This window comes from Bacillus sp. MM09(2025), from assembly GCF_050496725.1.
GTDB lineage: Bacteria > Bacillota > Bacilli > Bacillales > Bacillaceae > Bacillus > Bacillus pumilus.
In genome coordinates this window covers 675,106-693,950 of sequence record NZ_JBNWEN010000004.1, presented here as the reverse complement: position 1 = coordinate 693,950, position 18,845 = coordinate 675,106, and the positions used below count along the sequence as shown (strand labels likewise).

The 18,845-nt window shown below is 44.5% G+C and carries 17 protein-coding genes; all 17 read left to right on the top strand.

Annotation, left to right across the window (positions count from 1 at the left end):
- Positions 1 to 94 precede the first annotated feature (94 nt).
- The 17 genes from ACQYAC_RS09965 to ACQYAC_RS09885 all read left to right on the top strand — a co-directional run bounded on the left by ACQYAC_RS09965 (position 95) and on the right by ACQYAC_RS09885 (position 18,828).
- Positions 95 to 1,969, top strand: coding sequence for a polysaccharide biosynthesis protein (locus ACQYAC_RS09965; protein WP_061409691.1), 1,875 nt, complete (start codon positions 95 to 97; stop codon positions 1,967 to 1,969).
- Positions 1,935 to 3,074, top strand: a complete 1,140-nt coding sequence (locus ACQYAC_RS09960; protein ID WP_268497534.1) for a glycosyltransferase family 4 protein — start codon at positions 1,935 to 1,937, stop codon at positions 3,072 to 3,074. Before ACQYAC_RS09965 ends, ACQYAC_RS09960 begins: the two co-directional genes overlap by 35 nt.
- A gap of 2 nt (positions 3,075 to 3,076) precedes the next feature.
- The gene (locus tag ACQYAC_RS09955) at positions 3,077 to 3,916 is read left to right on the top strand and encodes a glycosyltransferase family 2 protein (RefSeq protein WP_429943213.1); all 840 of its coding nucleotides are present in this window, start codon (positions 3,077 to 3,079) and stop codon (positions 3,914 to 3,916) included.
- The gene (locus ACQYAC_RS09950) at positions 3,909 to 5,039 is read left to right on the top strand and encodes a glycosyltransferase family 1 protein (RefSeq protein ID WP_429943212.1); all 1,131 of its coding nucleotides are present in this window, start codon (positions 3,909 to 3,911) and stop codon (positions 5,037 to 5,039) included. The genes ACQYAC_RS09955 and ACQYAC_RS09950 overlap by 8 nt, the downstream gene beginning before the upstream one ends.
- Positions 5,040 to 5,053: 14 nt before the next feature.
- Positions 5,054 to 6,157 carry an EpsG family protein gene (locus tag ACQYAC_RS09945; RefSeq protein ID WP_429943211.1) on the top strand — a complete coding sequence of 368 codons (1,104 nt, stop codon included), beginning with the start codon at positions 5,054 to 5,056 and terminating at the stop codon, positions 6,155 to 6,157.
- Positions 6,158 to 6,184: 27 nt separating this feature from the next.
- Positions 6,185 to 7,207, top strand: a complete 1,023-nt coding sequence (locus ACQYAC_RS09940; protein WP_429943210.1) for a glycosyltransferase family 2 protein — start codon at positions 6,185 to 6,187, stop codon at positions 7,205 to 7,207.
- Positions 7,208 to 7,218: 11 nt separating this feature from the next.
- Positions 7,219 to 8,241 carry a polysaccharide pyruvyl transferase family protein gene (locus tag ACQYAC_RS09935; protein WP_429943209.1) on the top strand — a complete coding sequence of 341 codons (1,023 nt, stop codon included), beginning with the start codon at positions 7,219 to 7,221 and terminating at the stop codon, positions 8,239 to 8,241.
- Positions 8,242 to 8,269: 28 nt separating this feature from the next.
- Complete coding sequence (locus ACQYAC_RS09930) at positions 8,270 to 9,784, top strand: MATE family efflux transporter (RefSeq protein ID WP_429943208.1); 1,515 nt, start codon at positions 8,270 to 8,272, stop codon at positions 9,782 to 9,784.
- Between the two features lie 20 nt (positions 9,785 to 9,804).
- The gene (locus ACQYAC_RS09925) at positions 9,805 to 10,398 is read left to right on the top strand and encodes a sugar transferase (protein WP_081106472.1); all 594 of its coding nucleotides are present in this window, start codon (positions 9,805 to 9,807) and stop codon (positions 10,396 to 10,398) included.
- Positions 10,361 to 11,047 (top strand): acetyltransferase, encoded by a 687-nt coding sequence (locus ACQYAC_RS09920; RefSeq protein ID WP_429943207.1) that lies wholly within the window; start codon positions 10,361 to 10,363, stop codon positions 11,045 to 11,047. Before ACQYAC_RS09925 ends, ACQYAC_RS09920 begins: the two co-directional genes overlap by 38 nt.
- A complete protein-coding gene (locus ACQYAC_RS09915; RefSeq protein ID WP_429943949.1) occupies positions 11,047 to 12,225 on the top strand; it encodes a DegT/DnrJ/EryC1/StrS family aminotransferase in 1,179 nt (392 codons plus the stop codon). Before ACQYAC_RS09920 ends, ACQYAC_RS09915 begins: the two co-directional genes overlap by 1 nt.
- A 150-nt stretch (positions 12,226 to 12,375) precedes the next feature.
- Positions 12,376 to 13,998, top strand: coding sequence for a nickel ABC transporter substrate-binding protein (gene nikA, locus ACQYAC_RS09910; RefSeq protein WP_268497542.1), 1,623 nt, complete (start codon positions 12,376 to 12,378; stop codon positions 13,996 to 13,998).
- Positions 13,999 to 14,016: 18 nt separating this feature from the next.
- Positions 14,017 to 14,961: a nickel ABC transporter permease subunit NikB gene (gene nikB / locus ACQYAC_RS09905; protein WP_429943206.1), complete on the top strand. Its 945-nt coding sequence runs from the start codon at positions 14,017 to 14,019 to the stop codon at positions 14,959 to 14,961.
- Positions 14,958 to 15,791: a nickel ABC transporter permease subunit NikC gene (gene nikC / locus ACQYAC_RS09900; RefSeq protein ID WP_061409675.1), complete on the top strand. Its 834-nt coding sequence runs from the start codon at positions 14,958 to 14,960 to the stop codon at positions 15,789 to 15,791. The genes nikB and nikC overlap by 4 nt, the downstream gene beginning before the upstream one ends.
- 4 nt (positions 15,792 to 15,795) lie before the next feature.
- Entirely contained in the window at positions 15,796 to 16,611 is an 816-nt protein-coding gene (nikD, locus tag ACQYAC_RS09895; protein WP_429943205.1) for a nickel import ATP-binding protein NikD, read from the top strand.
- 13 nt (positions 16,612 to 16,624) lie between these two features.
- Complete coding sequence (nikE, locus tag ACQYAC_RS09890) at positions 16,625 to 17,440, top strand: nickel import ATP-binding protein NikE (RefSeq protein ID WP_429943204.1); 816 nt, start codon at positions 16,625 to 16,627, stop codon at positions 17,438 to 17,440.
- 62 nt (positions 17,441 to 17,502) lie between these two features.
- Positions 17,503 to 18,828, top strand: a complete 1,326-nt coding sequence (locus ACQYAC_RS09885) for an MATE family efflux transporter (protein ID WP_429943203.1) — start codon at positions 17,503 to 17,505, stop codon at positions 18,826 to 18,828.
- Positions 18,829 to 18,845 lie beyond the last annotated feature (17 nt).

The following is an 18,845-nucleotide window of genomic DNA, read 5'->3' as shown; positions in this document are numbered from 1 at the left end:
TGCCTTAGATGCTCGTCATCAATAGTGGGATGTGAGGACGGGTTTGATGCCCATTTTACGTAAGAATAGTGATGTTGAAAAAGGGGGAGGAGCGTTGACTTACGCCCAAAGATTATCAATCATCGTGGCACTAGATTCATATCTCATCTTAGTGGCTGTCTTTTTTGGTTTTCAATTTGTCCAAGAAGCGGCGTTAACTGTTTATACATTTGAAATGCTCGTCATTTCTTCGCTCAGTCTACTCATTGGGCACCATTTGTTTTCGTATATTTTTCACGTGTACAAGCAAGTATGGGCTTATACAGGGGTAAGAGAGCTCTTTTCTTTAATGAAGACCTTTGCATGTTCTTTTTTATTTTCAATGGCAATGCTGTACCTTTTCGTGCAGACATGGCCCTTTCGTTTTTTATTCATCGTGTGGCTTTTTCACGTATTATTCATCGGTGCATCTCGAATGGCATCCCGGCTATTTCATGATGGGGCAAAGCGGCTGCAGGTAGAAAAGGAACGGGCCTTAATCATTGGCGCCGGATCAGCTGGGACCATCATCGTTCGTCAGCTTCAGCAATCGAGTGATGTACATATTGAACCAGTCGCCTTCATAGATGATGACAAGAGGAAACATAAGCTTGAAATCATGGGACTGCCTGTTTTAGGGGGAAAAGAACAGATTCAAACAGCTGTTGTGATGATGGATATTCAAAAGATCATCATCGCCATTCCGTCCAAAAGCAGCCATACGTTAAAAGGGCTGTATAAGGAATGCGTAGCGACTGGGGTCAAAACGCAGATCATGCCGGAGATGGAGCAGATTCTAAAAGGAACCCATGCGCTGAATCAATTACGAGATGTACAGCCAGAGGATTTACTAGGTAGAGAACCGATTCAATTAGATTCAAGCCGTCTATCTGTCCATTTAAAGGGGAAAACGATCATGGTCACAGGGGCAGGTGGATCGATTGGGTCCGAAATCTGTCGTCAAATTTGTGTGTTTGCCCCTCAAGCGATTGTGCTTGTGGGACATGGAGAATTTAGCATTCATTCTATTTTACTAGAGCTGAAAGAAATTTATGGGGACACCATCAGCCTCTATCCGCAAATTGCGGATATCCAAGATAAACAGAAAATGAGTGAAATCGTTGGTCAGTTTCAGCCGGATATGATTTATCATGCCGCGGCACATAAGCACGTCCCGCTCATGGAGATCAGTCCAAAAGAAGCAGTGAAAAACAATATTATCGGGACAAAAAATGTCGCAGAAGCTGCACATGAGCATGGCATTGAAACATTCGTCCTCATTTCCTCTGACAAAGCGGTCAATCCTGCCAATGTCATGGGCGCCACAAAACGATTTGCTGAAATGCTGATCATGCACATGGGGGCAAGCAGTGACACCAAATTTGTCGCGGTACGGTTTGGAAATGTACTCGGAAGCAGGGGAAGCGTCATACCAATTTTTAAGAAACAGATTGAACAAGGCGGGCCGGTCACGGTCACACACCCAGCCATGACAAGATATTTTATGACCATTCCAGAAGCATCGAGGCTTGTCATTCAGGCGGGTGCCTTGGCAGAAGGAAGGCAGATTTTCGTATTAGACATGGGGGAGCCAGTGAAAATTGTTGACCTCGCAGAAAACCTCATTCATCTCTCAGGTTACACCACAGACCAGATTCCGATTACGTTCACAGGCATTCGCCCTGGGGAGAAAATGTATGAGGAACTACTCAACCAGCATGAAAAAGCACAGGAACAAATTTTCCCGAAAATTCATATCGGCCATGCGCTGGATGGAGACCCATATGTGCTGAACCGCTTTATCCATGAATTTGACATGATGAGTGAAGAGCAAATGAGAGAAGCGTTGTTTGTTGCCATCGAATCGCATGATTTGTTGTCTGAACAAATGACAAGAGAGGGGGAAGCGCTTGTCGATGAAGAAAAAAGTCTTGTTTTGCGCAACGGTTGACTATCATTTTAAGGCATTTCACCTTCCGTATTTCCGGTGGTTTCAGGAACAAGGATGGGAAGTGCATACAGCGGCAAATGGTCAGCTGGAGCTTCCCTATGTGGATCAAGCGCACTCGATTCCGATTCAGCGCTCTCCTTTTCATGTGCACAACCGGTTTGCGTATGTGGAGCTGAAGAAGCTATTAGCGAAAGAACACTATGACTTCATCCATTGCCACACACCAATGGGAAGTGTAATTGGCAGACTTGCAGCCAAAAGCGCGCGCAAAAAAGGGACGAAGGTTCTTTACACAGCACATGGCTTTCACTTTTGGCAAGGAGCGCCGCTTCAAAACTGGCTGCTCTATTATCCGATTGAGCGATGGCTCGCCCGCCATACAGACGCTTTGATCACCATTAATGGAGAAGATTTTAAAAGTGCAGATCGTCTATCAAAAGAACGGGCATCTGTTTATTATGTTCCTGGTATGGGTGTGGATATGAAACGATTTGCACCAGTTCATGAAAAAGAGAAGCAGCGTCTTCGTGCAGTCCATGGCTTTTCTTCAGAAGATTTTATTTTGCTGTGCGCTGGCGAATTAAATGCGAATAAAAACCAAGGAATGCTCATCAAAGCATGTGCCCAGCTATATAGGAAAATACCAAATGTGAAGATCGTGTTTGCCGGGGAAGGGGCCATGCGGCCGATGTATGAAAAGCTGGTTCACGAACTCCATCTTGAAAAGCATGTCCACTTTGCTGGTTTTTGCAAACACATTGAAGAATGGATGCATTTGAGTGATGTATGTGTGTCGACTAGTTTGAGAGAAGGGCTTGGCATGAATCTGCTTGAAGCAATGTCTGCGGAAAAGCCGGTCATTGCAACTGAGAATAGAGGACACTGTGAGCTGATCAGACATGGCGTGAATGGTTTTTTAGTCAAACCGCATGATGTGAATGACTTGGCTGAATATTTGCGGCAGCTTTATCACAAAAGGGATCAACTGCCCCTCATGGGAAAAGCAGGGCGATCCTTAGCATATGCATTTGCACAGGAGCAGACGGTGAGTGCGATGGAAGAAATTTATACAACTTATATGGATCAAGCAGAGAAGGTGATGTGAGCATGCGTAAGCCAAAGGTGTCTATCATCATGGGCGTCTACAATTGCCAAGACACAGTAGAAGAAAGTATTGAATCCATTCTTCATCAAACATATGACAACTGGGAGCTCATCATATGTGATGACGCATCAACAGACGGCACCTATGAAATAGTGCTGTCCTATACAAAACGAGACCCTGAAAGAATTCGTCTTATCCGCAATGAGCATAATCAAAGGCTCGCTGCCAGTCTGAATCGCTGTCTAGCTGAAGCGAGGGGAGCCTTGATTGCAAGGCAGGATGGCGACGATATATCAGTACCTGATCGTTTAGAAAAACAGGTGCATTTCCTTGAATCACATCCTGAATATGATGTGGTCGGGACGGCGATGACCGTGTTTGATGAATCGGGTACAAAAGGTGTACGTGCACTGATTTCAGCGCCTGATCGAAAAGTGCTGGCAAGAGGGACGCCTTTTTGTCATGGAACCATTATGATGAGGGCTGCTGCGTACAAGGCTTTAAATGGATATCGCTCTGTGAAAACAACGAGGCGGATGGAAGATATCGATCTGTGGATCCGTTTTTTTGCTGCGGGGAGAAAAGGCTTTAATTTACAAGAGCCGTTATACCTTGTGAGAGAGGATGAAGCGGCTTTTCAGCGCCGTAAGTTTCAATACTCGATAGATAATGCTTGGCTCGTTTTAAAAGCATGCTGGTTATTAAAATTGTCGCCAGTTCATTATTTGTTTGCGCTAAAGCCTGTGGTCCGCGCCTGTTTATCACCGAAGATCATGAAATTTTATCATCAGCGGAAGCTGGAGGCGTCTTTGTTGAAAAGGAGGACGATTCGGGATGAGTGAGCCAAAGCGTGTCCTTCATATTGTGGGCGGGATGAACCGGGGCGGAGCTGAAACGATGATCATGAACATCTATCGTGCACTCGATAGAAATGTCCTTCAATTTGACTTTATTACCCACCGGAAGGATGTCTGTGATTATGATGAGGAAATTCAGAGACTCGGCGGGCGTATCTTTTATGTCCCGAGTATTGGGGCGTCCTCTCCTTTGGCATTTGTCAGAACATTGACAAAGACAATCAAGCGAACAGGACCGTATCAAGCAGTGCATGCACATACAGATTTTCAAACAGGCTTCTCTGCCCTTGCTGCGAAATTGTCGGGTGTGAAGGTGCGCATTTGTCATTCGCATAATACTGCTTGGAAACAGTCGCCAAATTGGGTAGACCATATGATGCTCAAAGGATTTCGTCAGCTGATTTTTGCATTTTCTACAAAGCTTGTTGCATGCGGTGAGGATGCCGGTTCCTTTTTATTTGGTCAGAAAAAAATGAAGAATAGACAGGTTGAGGTGCTGCCGAATGGGATTGATTTATCCCTTTTCTTTCAGCCTGATCCAGAAGAAAAGGTGAAGATCAAAAAGCAGCTAGGTCTTCAGGAAAAAAGTATGGTGATAGGTCATATTGGGCGTTTTCATGAACAAAAAAATCACGTTTTTTTTATGGAACTGGCACAGACCTTAAAGAGGCAGGGGGTCTCATTTCAGCTTGTCCTTGTAGGGGATGGACCGCTGAAGCAGGTGGTTGAATCATATGCGGAAAAGGCCGGCTTGTTAGACGACATTGTCTTTACAGGCGTCGTATCAGACGTTCCAGAATATATGAAAGCATTTGATGTATTTGTGATGCCTTCCTTGTTTGAAGGACTTCCGCTTGTTTTAGTGGAAGCACAGGCATCTGGATTGCCTTGTGTGATTTCAGATCATATTACAGAGGAAGTAGATTTAGGTTGCGGTCTTGTGAAAAGAATGTCGCTTCGGGATTCCGCTCATGAATGGATGAAGGCGGTGCTTGAAGCGTATCATGCAGAGCCTCCTCTTCAAGAGACCATTACGTCCCAGCTTGAACAAAGAGGATTTGATGTCAAACAGAACATCACACGTGTGATGAATGGATATGGACTGTAAGGAAGGAATGGCAGATGGCGGTATATTTGGTGAACATGATCATGGTCTATTTATGGTCGAGCTTTGCCGCATTTTACGGCAGGCGTGATGATACCATTCAAAGCGGATGGCGGCCTAACAAAATTCTCGTGTTATTTCCGTTTTTGTTTCTTTGTATTGTCGCTGGTATTCGGTACAAAGTAGGAACCGATTTTGTCACATATGGACAGATGTATGAGTTCTCCATCAATTATGAAAAGCCTTGGCATATCTTCGGATTTGGTGTGGACAAGGCGGCCACTGACCCGGGATTTACGTTTATTTTATGGATGCTCAATCAACTGTCCCATGATCCGCAAATCATGTATATCTCGGTTGGGGCGATCACCTATTTTTTTATCATCAAGACGCTCATTCAATATGGCCGTCCCTTTGAGCTGAGTATGCTGCTTTTTCTCGGCACCTTTCATTATTACGCTTCGTTTAATGGCATGCGTCAGTATATGGTGGCTGCGGTTCTTTTTTATGCCATCCGTCTTGTCATCAATGGTCAATGGAAATTGTATTTTCCGCTTGTCCTCGTATGTTCATTGTTTCATTCATCGGCTCTCATCATGATTCCTGTGTATTTTATCGTGAGAACAAGATCGTGGTCATGGATGATGCTGGTCTTATGCTTGATTTTCTTAGGGTTAACCGCTCTTTATGACCGCTTTGTTTCTGTGTTTGTCGTGATGCTGCAAGGCAGTTCATATGGGCATTACGAGGAATGGCTCACAACGAATACAAATGGAATGAATGTGACAAAAATCGGTGTATTGATTTTGCCGCTTTTGCTCGCGTTCTTTTATCGAAAACGGCTTCGTGAGCTGACGCCTGAGAGCGATTACGTTGTGAACTTTTGTTTGCTCGGTTTCTTGTTTGGCATCCTTGCCACAAAGGATGTCATTTATGCAAGATTTCATATTTATTTTGGCTTGTATCAGCTTATCTTACTGCCATACTTCACACGTATTTTTGATCAGCGGTCTAATGTCTTTATCTATGTAGGGATTGCTGTTTGCTATATTCTGTACAGCATCATGCTGATGCCGTTCGATTCATCTGTGTTGCCGTACAGGACGATATTTACAAAGTAGATTTTGAGAAAGGTGGAGCATGTTGTAATGCCAGCTATCAGTCTATTGGTCGCAGTCTACAATACGAGTCAATATGTGGAGCAATGCCTTCAATCAATTGCAGATCAAAGTTTTTCAGATATAGAGGTCATTCTTGTGAATGATGGATCTAGAGATCACAGCGGAGAATATCTTGAAGCATTTGCTGAGCAAGATCAGCGGTTTCGGGTCATTCATCAAACCAATCAAGGGTTAGGCGCTGTGAGGAACCGGGGCATCGAAGAAGCAAAGGGCACGTATATTGCCTTTATTGATTCAGATGATATTCTCGCGCCTCATTACTGCGAAGCCTTGTATGAAAAAGCTGAAATGACCGGCGCAGATCTAGTAATCAGTGAGTACTGGATTCAATTTGAACAGTCAAAGCGAACCATACCAACGACGCTGTTAGCCGAGCAGTCTTCCGAAAAAACGAGTTTAATTGAAGCGTTATTGCACGGAGACATGACGGGGTTCTCATGGAATAAGCTGTATCGGCGTGCCTTTATCGAAGAACATCACATTCGATTTCCGCTTCGGGGGGAACTTGAGAACATAGAAGATCAATATGTGACGCTGCGCTGTTTTTCTTTAGCTCGCGGCATTGCCTTTGTTCATGAACCTCTTTATTACTACCGGGTTCATCTATCTTCTATTGTGCAGCGATATCAAAAGCAGTATTTTCATCATGGACTGACCTTTTATCATGCGCAGCGCTTGTTTTTGACAGAATATGATGACATCTCTCTGTATGAGAAGGCACTTGATTTTTTTATTGTCAATCACACCCTTCATTGTATGCTCAACGAATGGAAGAGCCAAAATGCACTCTCTCTTCGGGAAAAGCTTGATCACATGCGGGAAATGGTGACACACGAAGCTTTTCAGCATGCCGTCAAACAAGTGGAACCCTCGAAGCTCACTGCTCGAAAGCGAATGATTTTATTCCTTGCGAAGTGCCGGCTGGTCTATCCGCTTTCTGCCGCCGCTTCAAGCTATCAAAAATGGATCGAATATCAAACAAGGAAATAGGGGTGAAGAGATTGACATTGCAGCAATTGAAGGCACACGCCGCAGAGTGGCTGCTCTTAAAGGTGAAATATCCACTTGAATATCGACTGAGCCGCCAACGCCTGCCAGAGCGGAGTCATCAGAAGAAAATCATTCTCACGCTGCTGCCAGGACATGATAATTTAGGGGATCATGCGATTGCCTATGCGAGTTATTGTTTTTTAAAAGAGCACTTTCCCGCCTATGACATCATGGAAGTAGACATGAAAGAGATCTATCGCCTCGCCCGTCCGTTAAAGCGTATGCGGCATCCGGAAGACATCGTCTGTATCATCGGTGGGGGCAATATGGGGGACTTATACCGTTATGAAGAATGGACGAGACAATTTATTATGAAAACCTTCAAGTCCTATCCAGTGATTCAATTGCCGGCCACTGTCCATTTTACAGAAACAAAGAGAGGAAAAAGAGAGGAACGCCGCGCCATTCAAACATACAAACACCATCCAAGACTGCTTCTCATGGCAAGAGATCAAACAACCTACAATTGGATGAAGCAGCACTTCCCTGATCAAGATGTGTGGAAACAGCCTGATATGGTGCTCACATTAGATGAATCGACTAAGGAACAAAAACGTGAAGGGGTTCTCCTTTGTTTGCGAGAAGATAAGGAAGCGTATCTCACTGAAAAGGAGCGGCGGCAGCTAAAGCAGCATATTCAAGAGACGTATGATCAAGTCGGTTTGATCACTACGACAATTGGCAAACGAGTTGATCGAACGACTCGCTTAGATGAATTATCTGCTTTATGGGCAGAGTTAAGTAAGGCACAGGTCGTCGTGACAGACCGGCTTCATGGCATGATTTTTTGTGCGATTACGCAAACACCGTGTGTTGTCCTTAGGTCATTTGATCATAAGGTGATGGAAGGGTATGAATGGGTGGCCCATCTTCCGTTTTTGACGCTATTGAAAGAACCGAATGAGGCGTCTGTGAAAGAGGCGATTCATCAGATGATGAAAACGAGCAGACAAAAGGGAGAGGAAGCTGGATGAAGGATTTTACACGCTGCGTGAAATCAAAATGAATCGAGCGTTTCTTTACAATGCCAGTGCAAACATCATGACGTTTGTCTTGATGATGCTTATGTCTGTTTGTTTAACACCGTATATCGTTCATACACTTGGAGTGGAAGCATTCGGCTTAATCCATCTGACGCAAAATATGATCAACTATTTATCGGTTATTACGGCTTCATTAAGTGCTGTGGTGGTGCGTTTTTTTTCTGTGGCGGCTCATAAAGGGGAAATGGAGAAGGCGCAGCGCTATCTCTCATCTTATTTCGTCAGTTCCGTTTTTTTATCAATCAGTCTTTTTCTGTTTTGTCTCTTCATGTCCCGCCAGCTGGTAGAGTGGCTTCATGTGCCTGATGATCTCGCAAAGGACACACAGACCGCCTTTATATTAGGGGGTCTTTTATTTATGCTCAATTTTGTCATGTCCGGCATTGGGGCTGCGCCGTTTTATGCGAATAAGTTATATGTATCAAGTATTGGTCAGGCCATTCAGATGTTTTTGAGGGCACTGATGATTGTGCTGCTGTTTACATGGACGGCACCTGCCATCTGGCATATTCCACTTGCGGCTGTGATAGGAAGCTTGGCGGCTATGGGAATTGGTATCTATTATTTTAAAAAACTCATCCCTTGGTTTTCGTTTAAGTGGCGGCACGTTTCACTATCTTCTAGTCTCACACTTGTTCGATCAGGGGTCTGGCATTCTTTTGAGCAAATGGGGATTTTGCTATTTCTACAGATTGATTTATTGATGACGAATCTGCTCATTGGAGCGGAAGCGACGGGACAGTATGCGGCGATATTACAATTTCCATTATTATTACGCACACTAGCAGGAACATTGGCGGTTGTGTTTGCCCCAACGATTACGAAATTTTACTCAAATCAAGATGAAGAGGGTCTCATCCGATATGCAGCAAATGCCATTAAGTGGAGCGGGTTATTTGTCGCGTTTCCAGCGGCTCTGCTAGGAGGACTTGCCGGTCCGCTCATGCTTTTGTGGCTTGGACCTGCCTTTGAAGAGCTGAAATGGCTCCTCATGATTCATGCTGCTTATTTATGCTTGACCTTGATGTTTTTACCGCTGACATATGTCCCGACCGCTTTTAATCGATTGAAGGTTCCGGCAGTGGTCACGCTCATATTAGGTGTATCCAATGTGCTTTTTGCCTATGGATTGACGCATACGCTTCAGCTTGGTTTATACGGCATTGCATCAGCAGGAGCGATTGTTTTATTGATCAAAAATATCGTGTTTCTGCCATTTTATACGGCCCGCATCACGAATCAGATACGCACCATCTTTTACAAACATACGATGGTTCCACTTGCAGGAGCGCTCATGATTTGGGGCGTCTGTGCAGGAATTCAAGCGATTTATGACGTGACGTCCTGGTGGGAGCTGTTTTGTATTGGGGGTCTATGTTTCTTTCTCTATATGGGCTACTTGTATCAATTTGCAGGAACAAAACGAGAGCGGCAGCAGCTGGTGCGTAAGGTAAAACAAGCTGTTTCCCGCTAGTGAGATAAGGAGATTTCATGATGAAAAGAATGTTAGATGTGGTGGTGGCATTGACGCTGCTCATCGCAGGCAGTCTTCTTTTTCTTGTGCTTTATGGACTGATTCGGTGGAAAATTGGGACGCCTGTGTTGTTTCGGCAGAAGCGGCCTGGTCTGTATGGCCGGCCATTTATGCTATATAAATTTCGGACGATGACCGATGAACGCGACGAACACGGGGTGCTCCTGCCAGATCATCTACGATTAACTAAGACGGGCGCATTGATTCGCAAGCTCAGTCTTGATGAATTACCGCAGCTAGTCAATGTTCTAAAAGGAGAGCTCAGTCTCGTTGGACCAAGGCCGCTTCTGATGGAATATTTGCCGATGTATACAGAGGAGCAAGCAAGGCGCCATCTTGTCAAGCCTGGCATTACTGGATGGGCACAGGTGAATGGAAGGAACACGATCTCCTGGGAGGAAAAATTCACCTATGATCTCTGGTATGTCGAGCATCAATCATTTTGGCTTGATATGAAAATTTTATGGATGACCTTGCTGAAAGTTATCAAAACAGAGGGGGTGCAGCAGCCGCATCATGCCACAGCTGAAAAATTCAAAGGAACCGATATATAAAGAGCAACCAATTGGTTTAATTGGGGCTGGTGGGCATAGCAAAGTCATTCAAGACATGATTGCTGCCCATCCCGATTACTCATTATGTGCTGTATTAGATGATCAATTTGAAGAGGCAGTCACTCAAAGCAGTATCTTGTATGGACCGATCTCCATGAGTCAAAAGCTGAGAGAGGCAATGCCACATATGAAATGGCTGATTGCGATCGGACAAAATGAGAGCAGACAGTTAGTAAAGGAACGCCTCTCTTTTGAAAACACGGCATTTGCCACACTCATCCATCCACGGGCGGTCGTAAGTCCATCAGCGGTCATTGGAAGGGGAACTGTCGTGATGGCAACGGCAGTAGTTCAAGCAGATGCAGCAATCGGTGAACATGCGATTATCAACACAGGATCTATCATAGAGCATGACTGTATACTCGAATCGTTTGTCCATCTATCACCGGGAGCAGTGTTAACTGGCTGTGTGTCGGTACGAATGGGTACACATATTGGGGCAGGTGCTGTTGTGATACCCGGGACATCGATCGGAAGCTGGACAATCATTGGCGCAGGAGCCGCAGTAACAAGAGATATTGACGATCAGAAAGTCGCTGTAGGCATTCCTGCAATAGAAATCAAAGATCGGAGAGAGGGCGGGAGATGATGCAAGAAAGGAAACGAATTTACTTATCACCACCGCATATGAGCGGAAAAGAGTATTTGAAAATAGAGGAAGCTTTCAAGAGTAACTGGATTGCACCGCTTGGGCCTCTTGTAAATGAATTTGAGCAGGCAGTTGCGCGCTATGCAGGAGTGAATGCAGGAGCGGCTTTATCTTCTGGAACAGCAGCCATTCACCTTGCATTAAAGCTGATTGGCGTTGAAAAAGGGGACATTGTCTTTTGTTCCACCCTCACATTTGTGGCAACTGCAAATCCGATTTTATACGAACACGCCACACCCGTTTTTATTGATTCTGAAAGGGATACATGGAATATGTGTCCGCTTGCTTTAGAGAAAGCCTTTGTGGAATCAAAACGACTTGGAAAAATGCCCCGTGCTGTCATTGTCGTGCATTTATATGGACAAAGCGCAAAAATGGACGAGATCTTGGCGTTATGTGAAGCATATGATGTACCAGTCATTGAGGATGCGGCTGAATCGTTAGGCGCTCTTTATAAAGGAAAAAAAAGCGGCTCAATGGGCAGGTTCGGTGTCTATTCGTTTAATGGAAATAAAATCATTACAACATCAGGCGGCGGAATGCTTGTGAGTGATGATGAAGCTGCGATCGAACGCTGCCGCTTTCTCGCTTCACAGGCTAGAGAACGCGCGATGCATTATGAGCATCAAGAGATAGGATACAACTATCGCATGAGCAACCTGCTAGCAGGCGTCGGGATCGCTCAAATGGAAATATTGGACGAGCGTGTTGAACAAAAGCGCCGCATTTTCAGGCGTTATCAGGATGCGTTATCTCATGTTGAGGGGCTTTATTTCATGCCAGAATATCAAAACACCAAGTCCAACCGCTGGCTGACGACATTGACGATTGATTGTGATAAGCAAACGTCTCCAGTGGACATCATTGCTGCACTAGAAAAAGAACAGATTGAAGCAAGGCGTGTATGGAAGCCGCTGCATCAGCAGCCGCTCTTTCGTGATTGTCCATTTTATTCAGCTGCGAAAGGCACCCCCGTATCTGAGTTGTTATTTGAATCAGGGCTTTGTCTCCCCTCTGGAACAAGTATGACAGAAGCTGAACAGGATCGTATCATTGACATAATTCGTCATGCCCTGCGAGACAAAACATTCACCTCTTCACAGGCTGCTCACTCGTAAGCAGCCTGCCTCTCTTTTTTATCAAATTCATCAATTAGTGGAATAAATAGGAATGAGCATTGCCAATTCGATTTAAATATGATATTGACAACGAGGACCTTCCTCCTTAAAATGAAAATGATTATCAGCATCAATTAGGAGGAACATCTTATGTCGATTTGTATCCATTTTTTTCCGAAAATTAAAATAAATACAGTCATCCCTTTCCTGCTTATCTTTTTATTAGTAGGCTGCTCTCAAGCAAACAATGGAGCAGATGGAGATAAGGATCATCCTGACATGATCACGATGGCCTGGCCGAGAGATATTGGCGAAATGAATCCGCACGTATACAACCCTTCACAACTGTTCGCGCAATCAATGATTTATGAGCCATTGGTCAGCTATCAAAAGAATGGAAAGCTAAAACCTGAATTAGCGAAATCATGGGATGTGTCAAAGGATGGCAAGGTGTACACGTTCCATCTAAGAGACAATGTGACATTTTCAGATGGATCTGAGTTTAATGCAAACATTGTGAAAAAGAACTTTGATTCCATCTTAAAAAACAAGGACATACATAGCTGGTTAGGTGTGATAAAAAAAATCAAAAAGACAGAAGCAGTAGACAAGAAAACGTTTCAACTCACATTAACAGAACCATATTATCCAACTGTTCAAGAATTAGCCGTTGTCCGACCGGTTCGTTTCTTAGGCGAAGCAGGCTTCCCTAAAAACGGAGATACGTCAAAAGGAATTGAAAAACCAGTGGGGACAGGCCCATGGGTATTAAAAACATATCAAAAAGATGACTATGCCATTTTCGAACGAAATGAACATTATTGGGGAGAAAAGCCAAAGGTCAAAGAAATCAAAGTCAAGGTCATCCCAGATGCGGAAACGAGAGTCATGGCATTTGAAAAAGGTGATGTAGACGTCCTTTACGGAGAAGGAACCATTAGCCTTGATGCCTACAAACAGTTAGAGGCGAGTGGTAAGTATGAAACAAAAATGTCAGAGCCTATAGCAACGAGACAGCTTGTCATGAATACAAAAGTCGATCAGCTGTCAGATGAGAAAGTGCGACATGCCCTTCAATATGCGATCAATAAGAAATCAATGGTAGAGGGTGTCACCTCTGGCTTAGAGGATGAAGCAGATCACATATTGCCGACCAACATGCCTTACACATCTGATATTCATGTGAAGCCGTTCCAATATGATGTAGACAAAGCGAAAGCATTGCTGGATGAAGCAGGCTGGACACTTCCAAAAGGAAAAACCGTTCGTGAAAAAGATGGAAAAACGCTTGAATTTAGTATGATGTATGATTCAGCAGAATCGATTCAAAAAGCGATGGCTGAGACGCTTCAAGCAGAATGGGGTGCCATTGGCGTTGGCGTCAAACTTGAAGGTGTAGAGCTGGCAACACAGGTGCAGCGCTTTAAAGCCAACAAGTTTGATATGAACTTCTTTAGCAACTACGGAGCACCATATGATCCGCATACATTTATGAACGTCGTCTCATCAGATGGTTTTGGATTCAAAGAAGCCATCTCAGCCTATCCAAATAAGGACAAGTTGATCAAAGAAATGAGTGAAATTCCATCAACAACCAATGAAAACAAACGAAAAGCACTTTATTCGTCTGTCTTATCTTCATTACAGGATCAAGGCGCAATTGTGCCAATCTCTTATTTTAAAAAGACAGCCGTTTATCAAAAAAATGTGAAGGACTTTGAGTTCCCAGCAAATCGCGATGAACATCCATTCTCAGGTATTAAGCTGAAGTAATAGAAGGAAGGTTAGGAAATGGGCCGCTATATCGTCAAACGCATGCTATCAATCATCCCTGTATTTTTATTAGCCACTCTTTTCACGACTGGTATGATTCACCTTTCGCCAGTTGACCCGGCTGAGGCATATTTAGCAGCGGCTCATATCCAGCCAACGGATGAAATATTAGCGCAAAAACGAAGTGAATTTGGTTTAGACCAACCGTTTTATATGCAGTATCTTCACACCATTGAAAAAGTCATTCATCTTGATTTTGGCAAGTCATATATGTCTAACCAGCCTGTGCTCAATGAGGTGATGTATAGAATACCAGCGACGATTCAATTGGCGCTGACTAGTCTACTGATTGCTATCTGTGTCAGCATTCCACTCGGCTTTTTCAGCGGTATGAGGAAAAATGGCATCGTTGATCATGTGAGCCGGCTCATTTCTTTCTTAGGAGCATCGATCCCGACATTTGTCTTGGGGTATTTGCTCATCTACTTTTTTTCAGTGAAGCTCGATCTTCTACCGGTTGAAGGGGTGGGAACATGGGAGCATCTCATTCTGCCATCGGTCACACTGGCTGTCCCTTTAATTGCAATGTATACAAGGCTATTACGCTCAAGTGTGAGTGAGGTGCTTCAAGAGCCGTTTGTTCAATATGCGAGAATTAGAGGATTAAAGGAACGGTCAATCATGTTCAAGCATGTATTGAGAATCGCGATATCGCCAATGCTGACAGGGCTTGGGGTGAATCTTGGCAAGCTGCTGACAGGAACTATTATCGTAGAGGCTGTTTTTTCATGGCCAGGGTTTGGGCGCTTCTTTATTGAAGCGATCTTTAACCGGGATCTGCCGGTCATTCAATTCTATGTCCTCATGGCAGCATGTATCTTTATCTTGAGCAGCTTGATTGTGGACTTACTTCAGCTGATCATTGACCCCCGTATTTCCAGAAAGGAAGGCCGCCAGTCATGATGACAAAAGGAAAATATCTCTTCTCTCATCAAAAGATGATCTCGATCTGCGTGGTGCTCCTTGGTCTATTGCTGATTGTGACAATATGTGCACCGTGGATCGCTCCACATGATCCGGCGGCTGTCAATCTAGCGATGAAGCTAAAGGGGTCTTCGTGGGAATATCCTCTTGGGACAGATCAATTAGGCCGATGCAATTTATCCCGAATTTTATATGGGGCACGTGTTTCGCTAGGCTGTGCGTTATTAATCTTTCTCTCTTCTTTATTGATTGGGTTAATCGTAGGTTTGTTGTCAGGTTACAAAGGCGGCTGGATCGATCACGTCTTAATGAGATTCTGCGACGGAATCATGGCATTCCCGAATCTGGTGCTGATCCTTGGATTAGTCGGCATCTTCGGTCCTGGACTTTCTCAAGTCGTGCTGGCCTTGATGCTTGTGCAATGGGTATACTATGCTCGCGTCTTCCGAGGAATGGTGCTGAGTTTAAAAGAACAGAACTTTATTGCCGCTGCGAAAATTAGCGGGACATCCCACTGGAACATCATGAAAAAGCATATGATTCCAAATGTCCTGCCGCCACTGGCGGTCATTGGCACACTTGAAATGGGCTGGGCGATTATGGACATTTCAGCGATGTCCTTTCTCGGATTAGGCGTTCAGCCTCCTATGCCTGAATGGGGAGCGATGATTCATGAAGGGAAGTCGTATATTCAAACGAATCCACAGTTGATGCTCTATCCAGGTCTTGTCATCATGGCTGTCGTCGTCCTCTTTAATTTACTAGGAGAAGCCCTTTCAGAGAAATATGGTATCAAACGCCGTGTGTAAAGGAATGATCAATGTGCAAGAGTCCATTTTACAAATAGAGAACCTGTATGTGCAGTCGAAAACGCCTCATGGGACAACCTCTCTTATTCAGGACGTATCGTTTGAAGTAGGGCGAGGTCAAATCGTTGGATTAATAGGTGAGAGCGGCTGCGGGAAAACGGTGACAAGTATGTCAATCTTACATATGCTTGACCGGAAAACAACGGATGTTACTGGCAGCATCACATTACAAGGACGAGAATTGATCGGTCTGAGTGAAAGGGATATGCGGTCTATTCGGGGCAAGGACATCTCATATATTATGCAAAATCCAATGAATAGCTTTACGCCAGTATGGACGATCGGTCATCAGCTGATTGAAACCATCCGCCAGCACACCTCTGTCAGTAAAAGGCAGGCAAAAGCGAAGGCAATGGATGCGTTAGCGCAGATGAATCTGCCGCAGCCAGACAAGCTGTTAAACAAGTTTCCCTTTGAACTAAGCGGCGGCATGCTGCAGCGTGTCATGATTGCCATGGCTGCCTGTATGCACCCGCCTCTCCTCATAGCAGATGAACCAACAACTGCTTTAGATGTACACACGCAGAAGCTGGTGCTTGAGCATCTGAACCACATTCGTCATGAGTATGGAACCGCCATTTTGCTCATTACTCACGACCTTGGCGTCATTGCAGAAATGGCAGATCAGGTTGTTGTCATGAGGCAGGGAGAAATAGTAGAAAAAGCAGAAGTGCTTGAGCTTTTTGAAAACCCAAAGCATGATTATACAAAGAAACTATTAGCAGCTCGTCCATCCATCCCAGCTGTTTGTCCGATTTGAGGTGAGAAGGCCATTGCATTTATTAGAAGTGAAAGCAGTTAGTCATTCATACAACAGCCGGTCGTTTCTGATGAGAAAAAAAGGCGCAGACCAAGTCTTAAACGGCGTCAATTTGCTCGTTGAAGAAGGCACGTGCGTCGGATTGCTAGGGCAAAGCGGCGCAGGGAAAAGCACGCTAGGCCGTATCATACTTGGTCTAGAGAAGCCAAAAGCCGGTCAGGTTCTCTTTGAAGGTCAGGATATATATTGTGCAGACCAAAGAACACGCAAACATTATCGCCGTCATGTGCAAGCGGTGTTTCAAGATTCATACTCGGCGGTGAATCCAAGGTGGACCGTCGAACAAATTTTATCCGAACCGCTTGAAAACTATGAAACGATGAGCCGAAAAGAACGCAAAAGCGTGCTGATCCATTGGCTGGAAAGAGTCGGGCTCAGTGAAAAGGACTTGTCTAAATATCCGCATCAATTCAGCGGCGGCCAGCTGCAAAGGATCAACATTGCAAGAGCCTTATTGTTGCAGCCAAAGCTCGTCGTACTGGATGAATCCGTCAGCAGCTTAGATATGGTCACACAGGGTGTCATTTTAGATTTATTAGTAGAATTAAAGAAGGAACTGGGTGTCGCTTACTTATTTATTACACATGATATGACGGCAGCCTATCACTTAAGTGATCAATTGGCGATATTAGATCAAGGTGAACTTGTTGCACAATTTCGATCAAAGGATGATTTCTTTTCATCAGAAGAGAAAGCGGTGCAAAAGATGAGAGAGGCAATGCTGGCAGACCATCCTTTGTCCCGAACGATTGGCAGACCAGTTCGATAAATCGTCATTTCATCAATGCCTCTTGTAGAAGAGGCTATTTTTCATGAAAGGCAGGTAGCATCGTGAACCATCGAGCGTATTTAGCTTTAGCCATTCCTTTAACCATCTCAACGATGACGACACCATTACTTGGAGCTGTTGATACAGCCGTTGTTGGTCAGCTTGCCAATCCCGCGTATATTGGAGGCGTCGCAGTTGGCAGTCTCATTTTCAGTACACTCTATTGGCTCTTTGGTTTTTTGCGGGTGAGTACATCTGCTTTTGCCGCTCAGGCAAACGGGGCGCAGAGTGAAGAGCAGGGTGTACTTGCTTTTCTGAGACCATTTTTAATCGCCATCATTGTCGGCCTTTGTTTTATTGCCCTGCAATGGCCCATTATTCAATCTGCTTTTCTCGTGATCTCTCCCGCTGCGGATGTTCGGCAATTTGCAGCAGATTACTTTCATATTCGGATTTGGGGTGCACCGTTTACCTTGATGAATTATGTGATATTAGGCTGGCTGATGGGAATGGCAAAAATGAAGGAAGCCCTCTCTTTACAAATCTTGATCAATGTCATGAATATGCTCCTTGCCCTTCTGCTTGTTCATGTGTTTTCGTTTGCAGTTAAAGGGGTGGCGGCCGCGACATTGATCTCTGAATTAACTGCTTTTGTACTAGGCGCATGGATCATCATGAAGCATTCAAAAAACGGGTTCCAGATGCCGTCTATTAAGAAAATCATGGATACACGGGCAGTGCAGAAAATGTTTCATGTGAATAAAGATTTGTTTATTCGGACGATTTGTCTGCTTGTCGTGATTAACATGTTTACAGCAAAAGGCGCTTCTTTTGGAACAGAAATGCTGGCAGCCAATGCCATCTTATTTCAAATTCACTACATCATGGCTTATTTGTTCGATGGTTTTGCCAATGCATCCAGCATCCTTGTGGGCAGGTCAGTTGGTGCAAATGACCGCACCCTTTATGAGAGAACGTTAACCCTTTCGAGGCAGTGGGCGCTTGTCATGGCATGCCTCATTGCGTCGGTGTATTTTCTCTTAAAAGAGCCGATCTTGGGCTTGTTTACAAATCTCCCGCGTCTTCTAGATGTGACATTGGGCTATGCAGACTGGCTCGTTCTCTATCCGTTTGCCGCTTGTTTCGGTTTGGTCATATACGGCGTATTTACAGGTGCGACAGAAATTGCCCCTGTCAGAAATTCGATGCTGTTTGCGATGATCTTGTTTATCGTTGTTCAAGCAGCAGTTACGCCTATTTGGCACAATCACGGATTATGGTTTGCCTTTATCATCTATACTACCGGACGGTCTGGCTTTTTGATGATGTACAAATCAAGGCTCGATCAGAAGCTTTTCGCAAATGAAAAACACCCTTTGCCATCATGACAAAGGGTGTTCTTGTT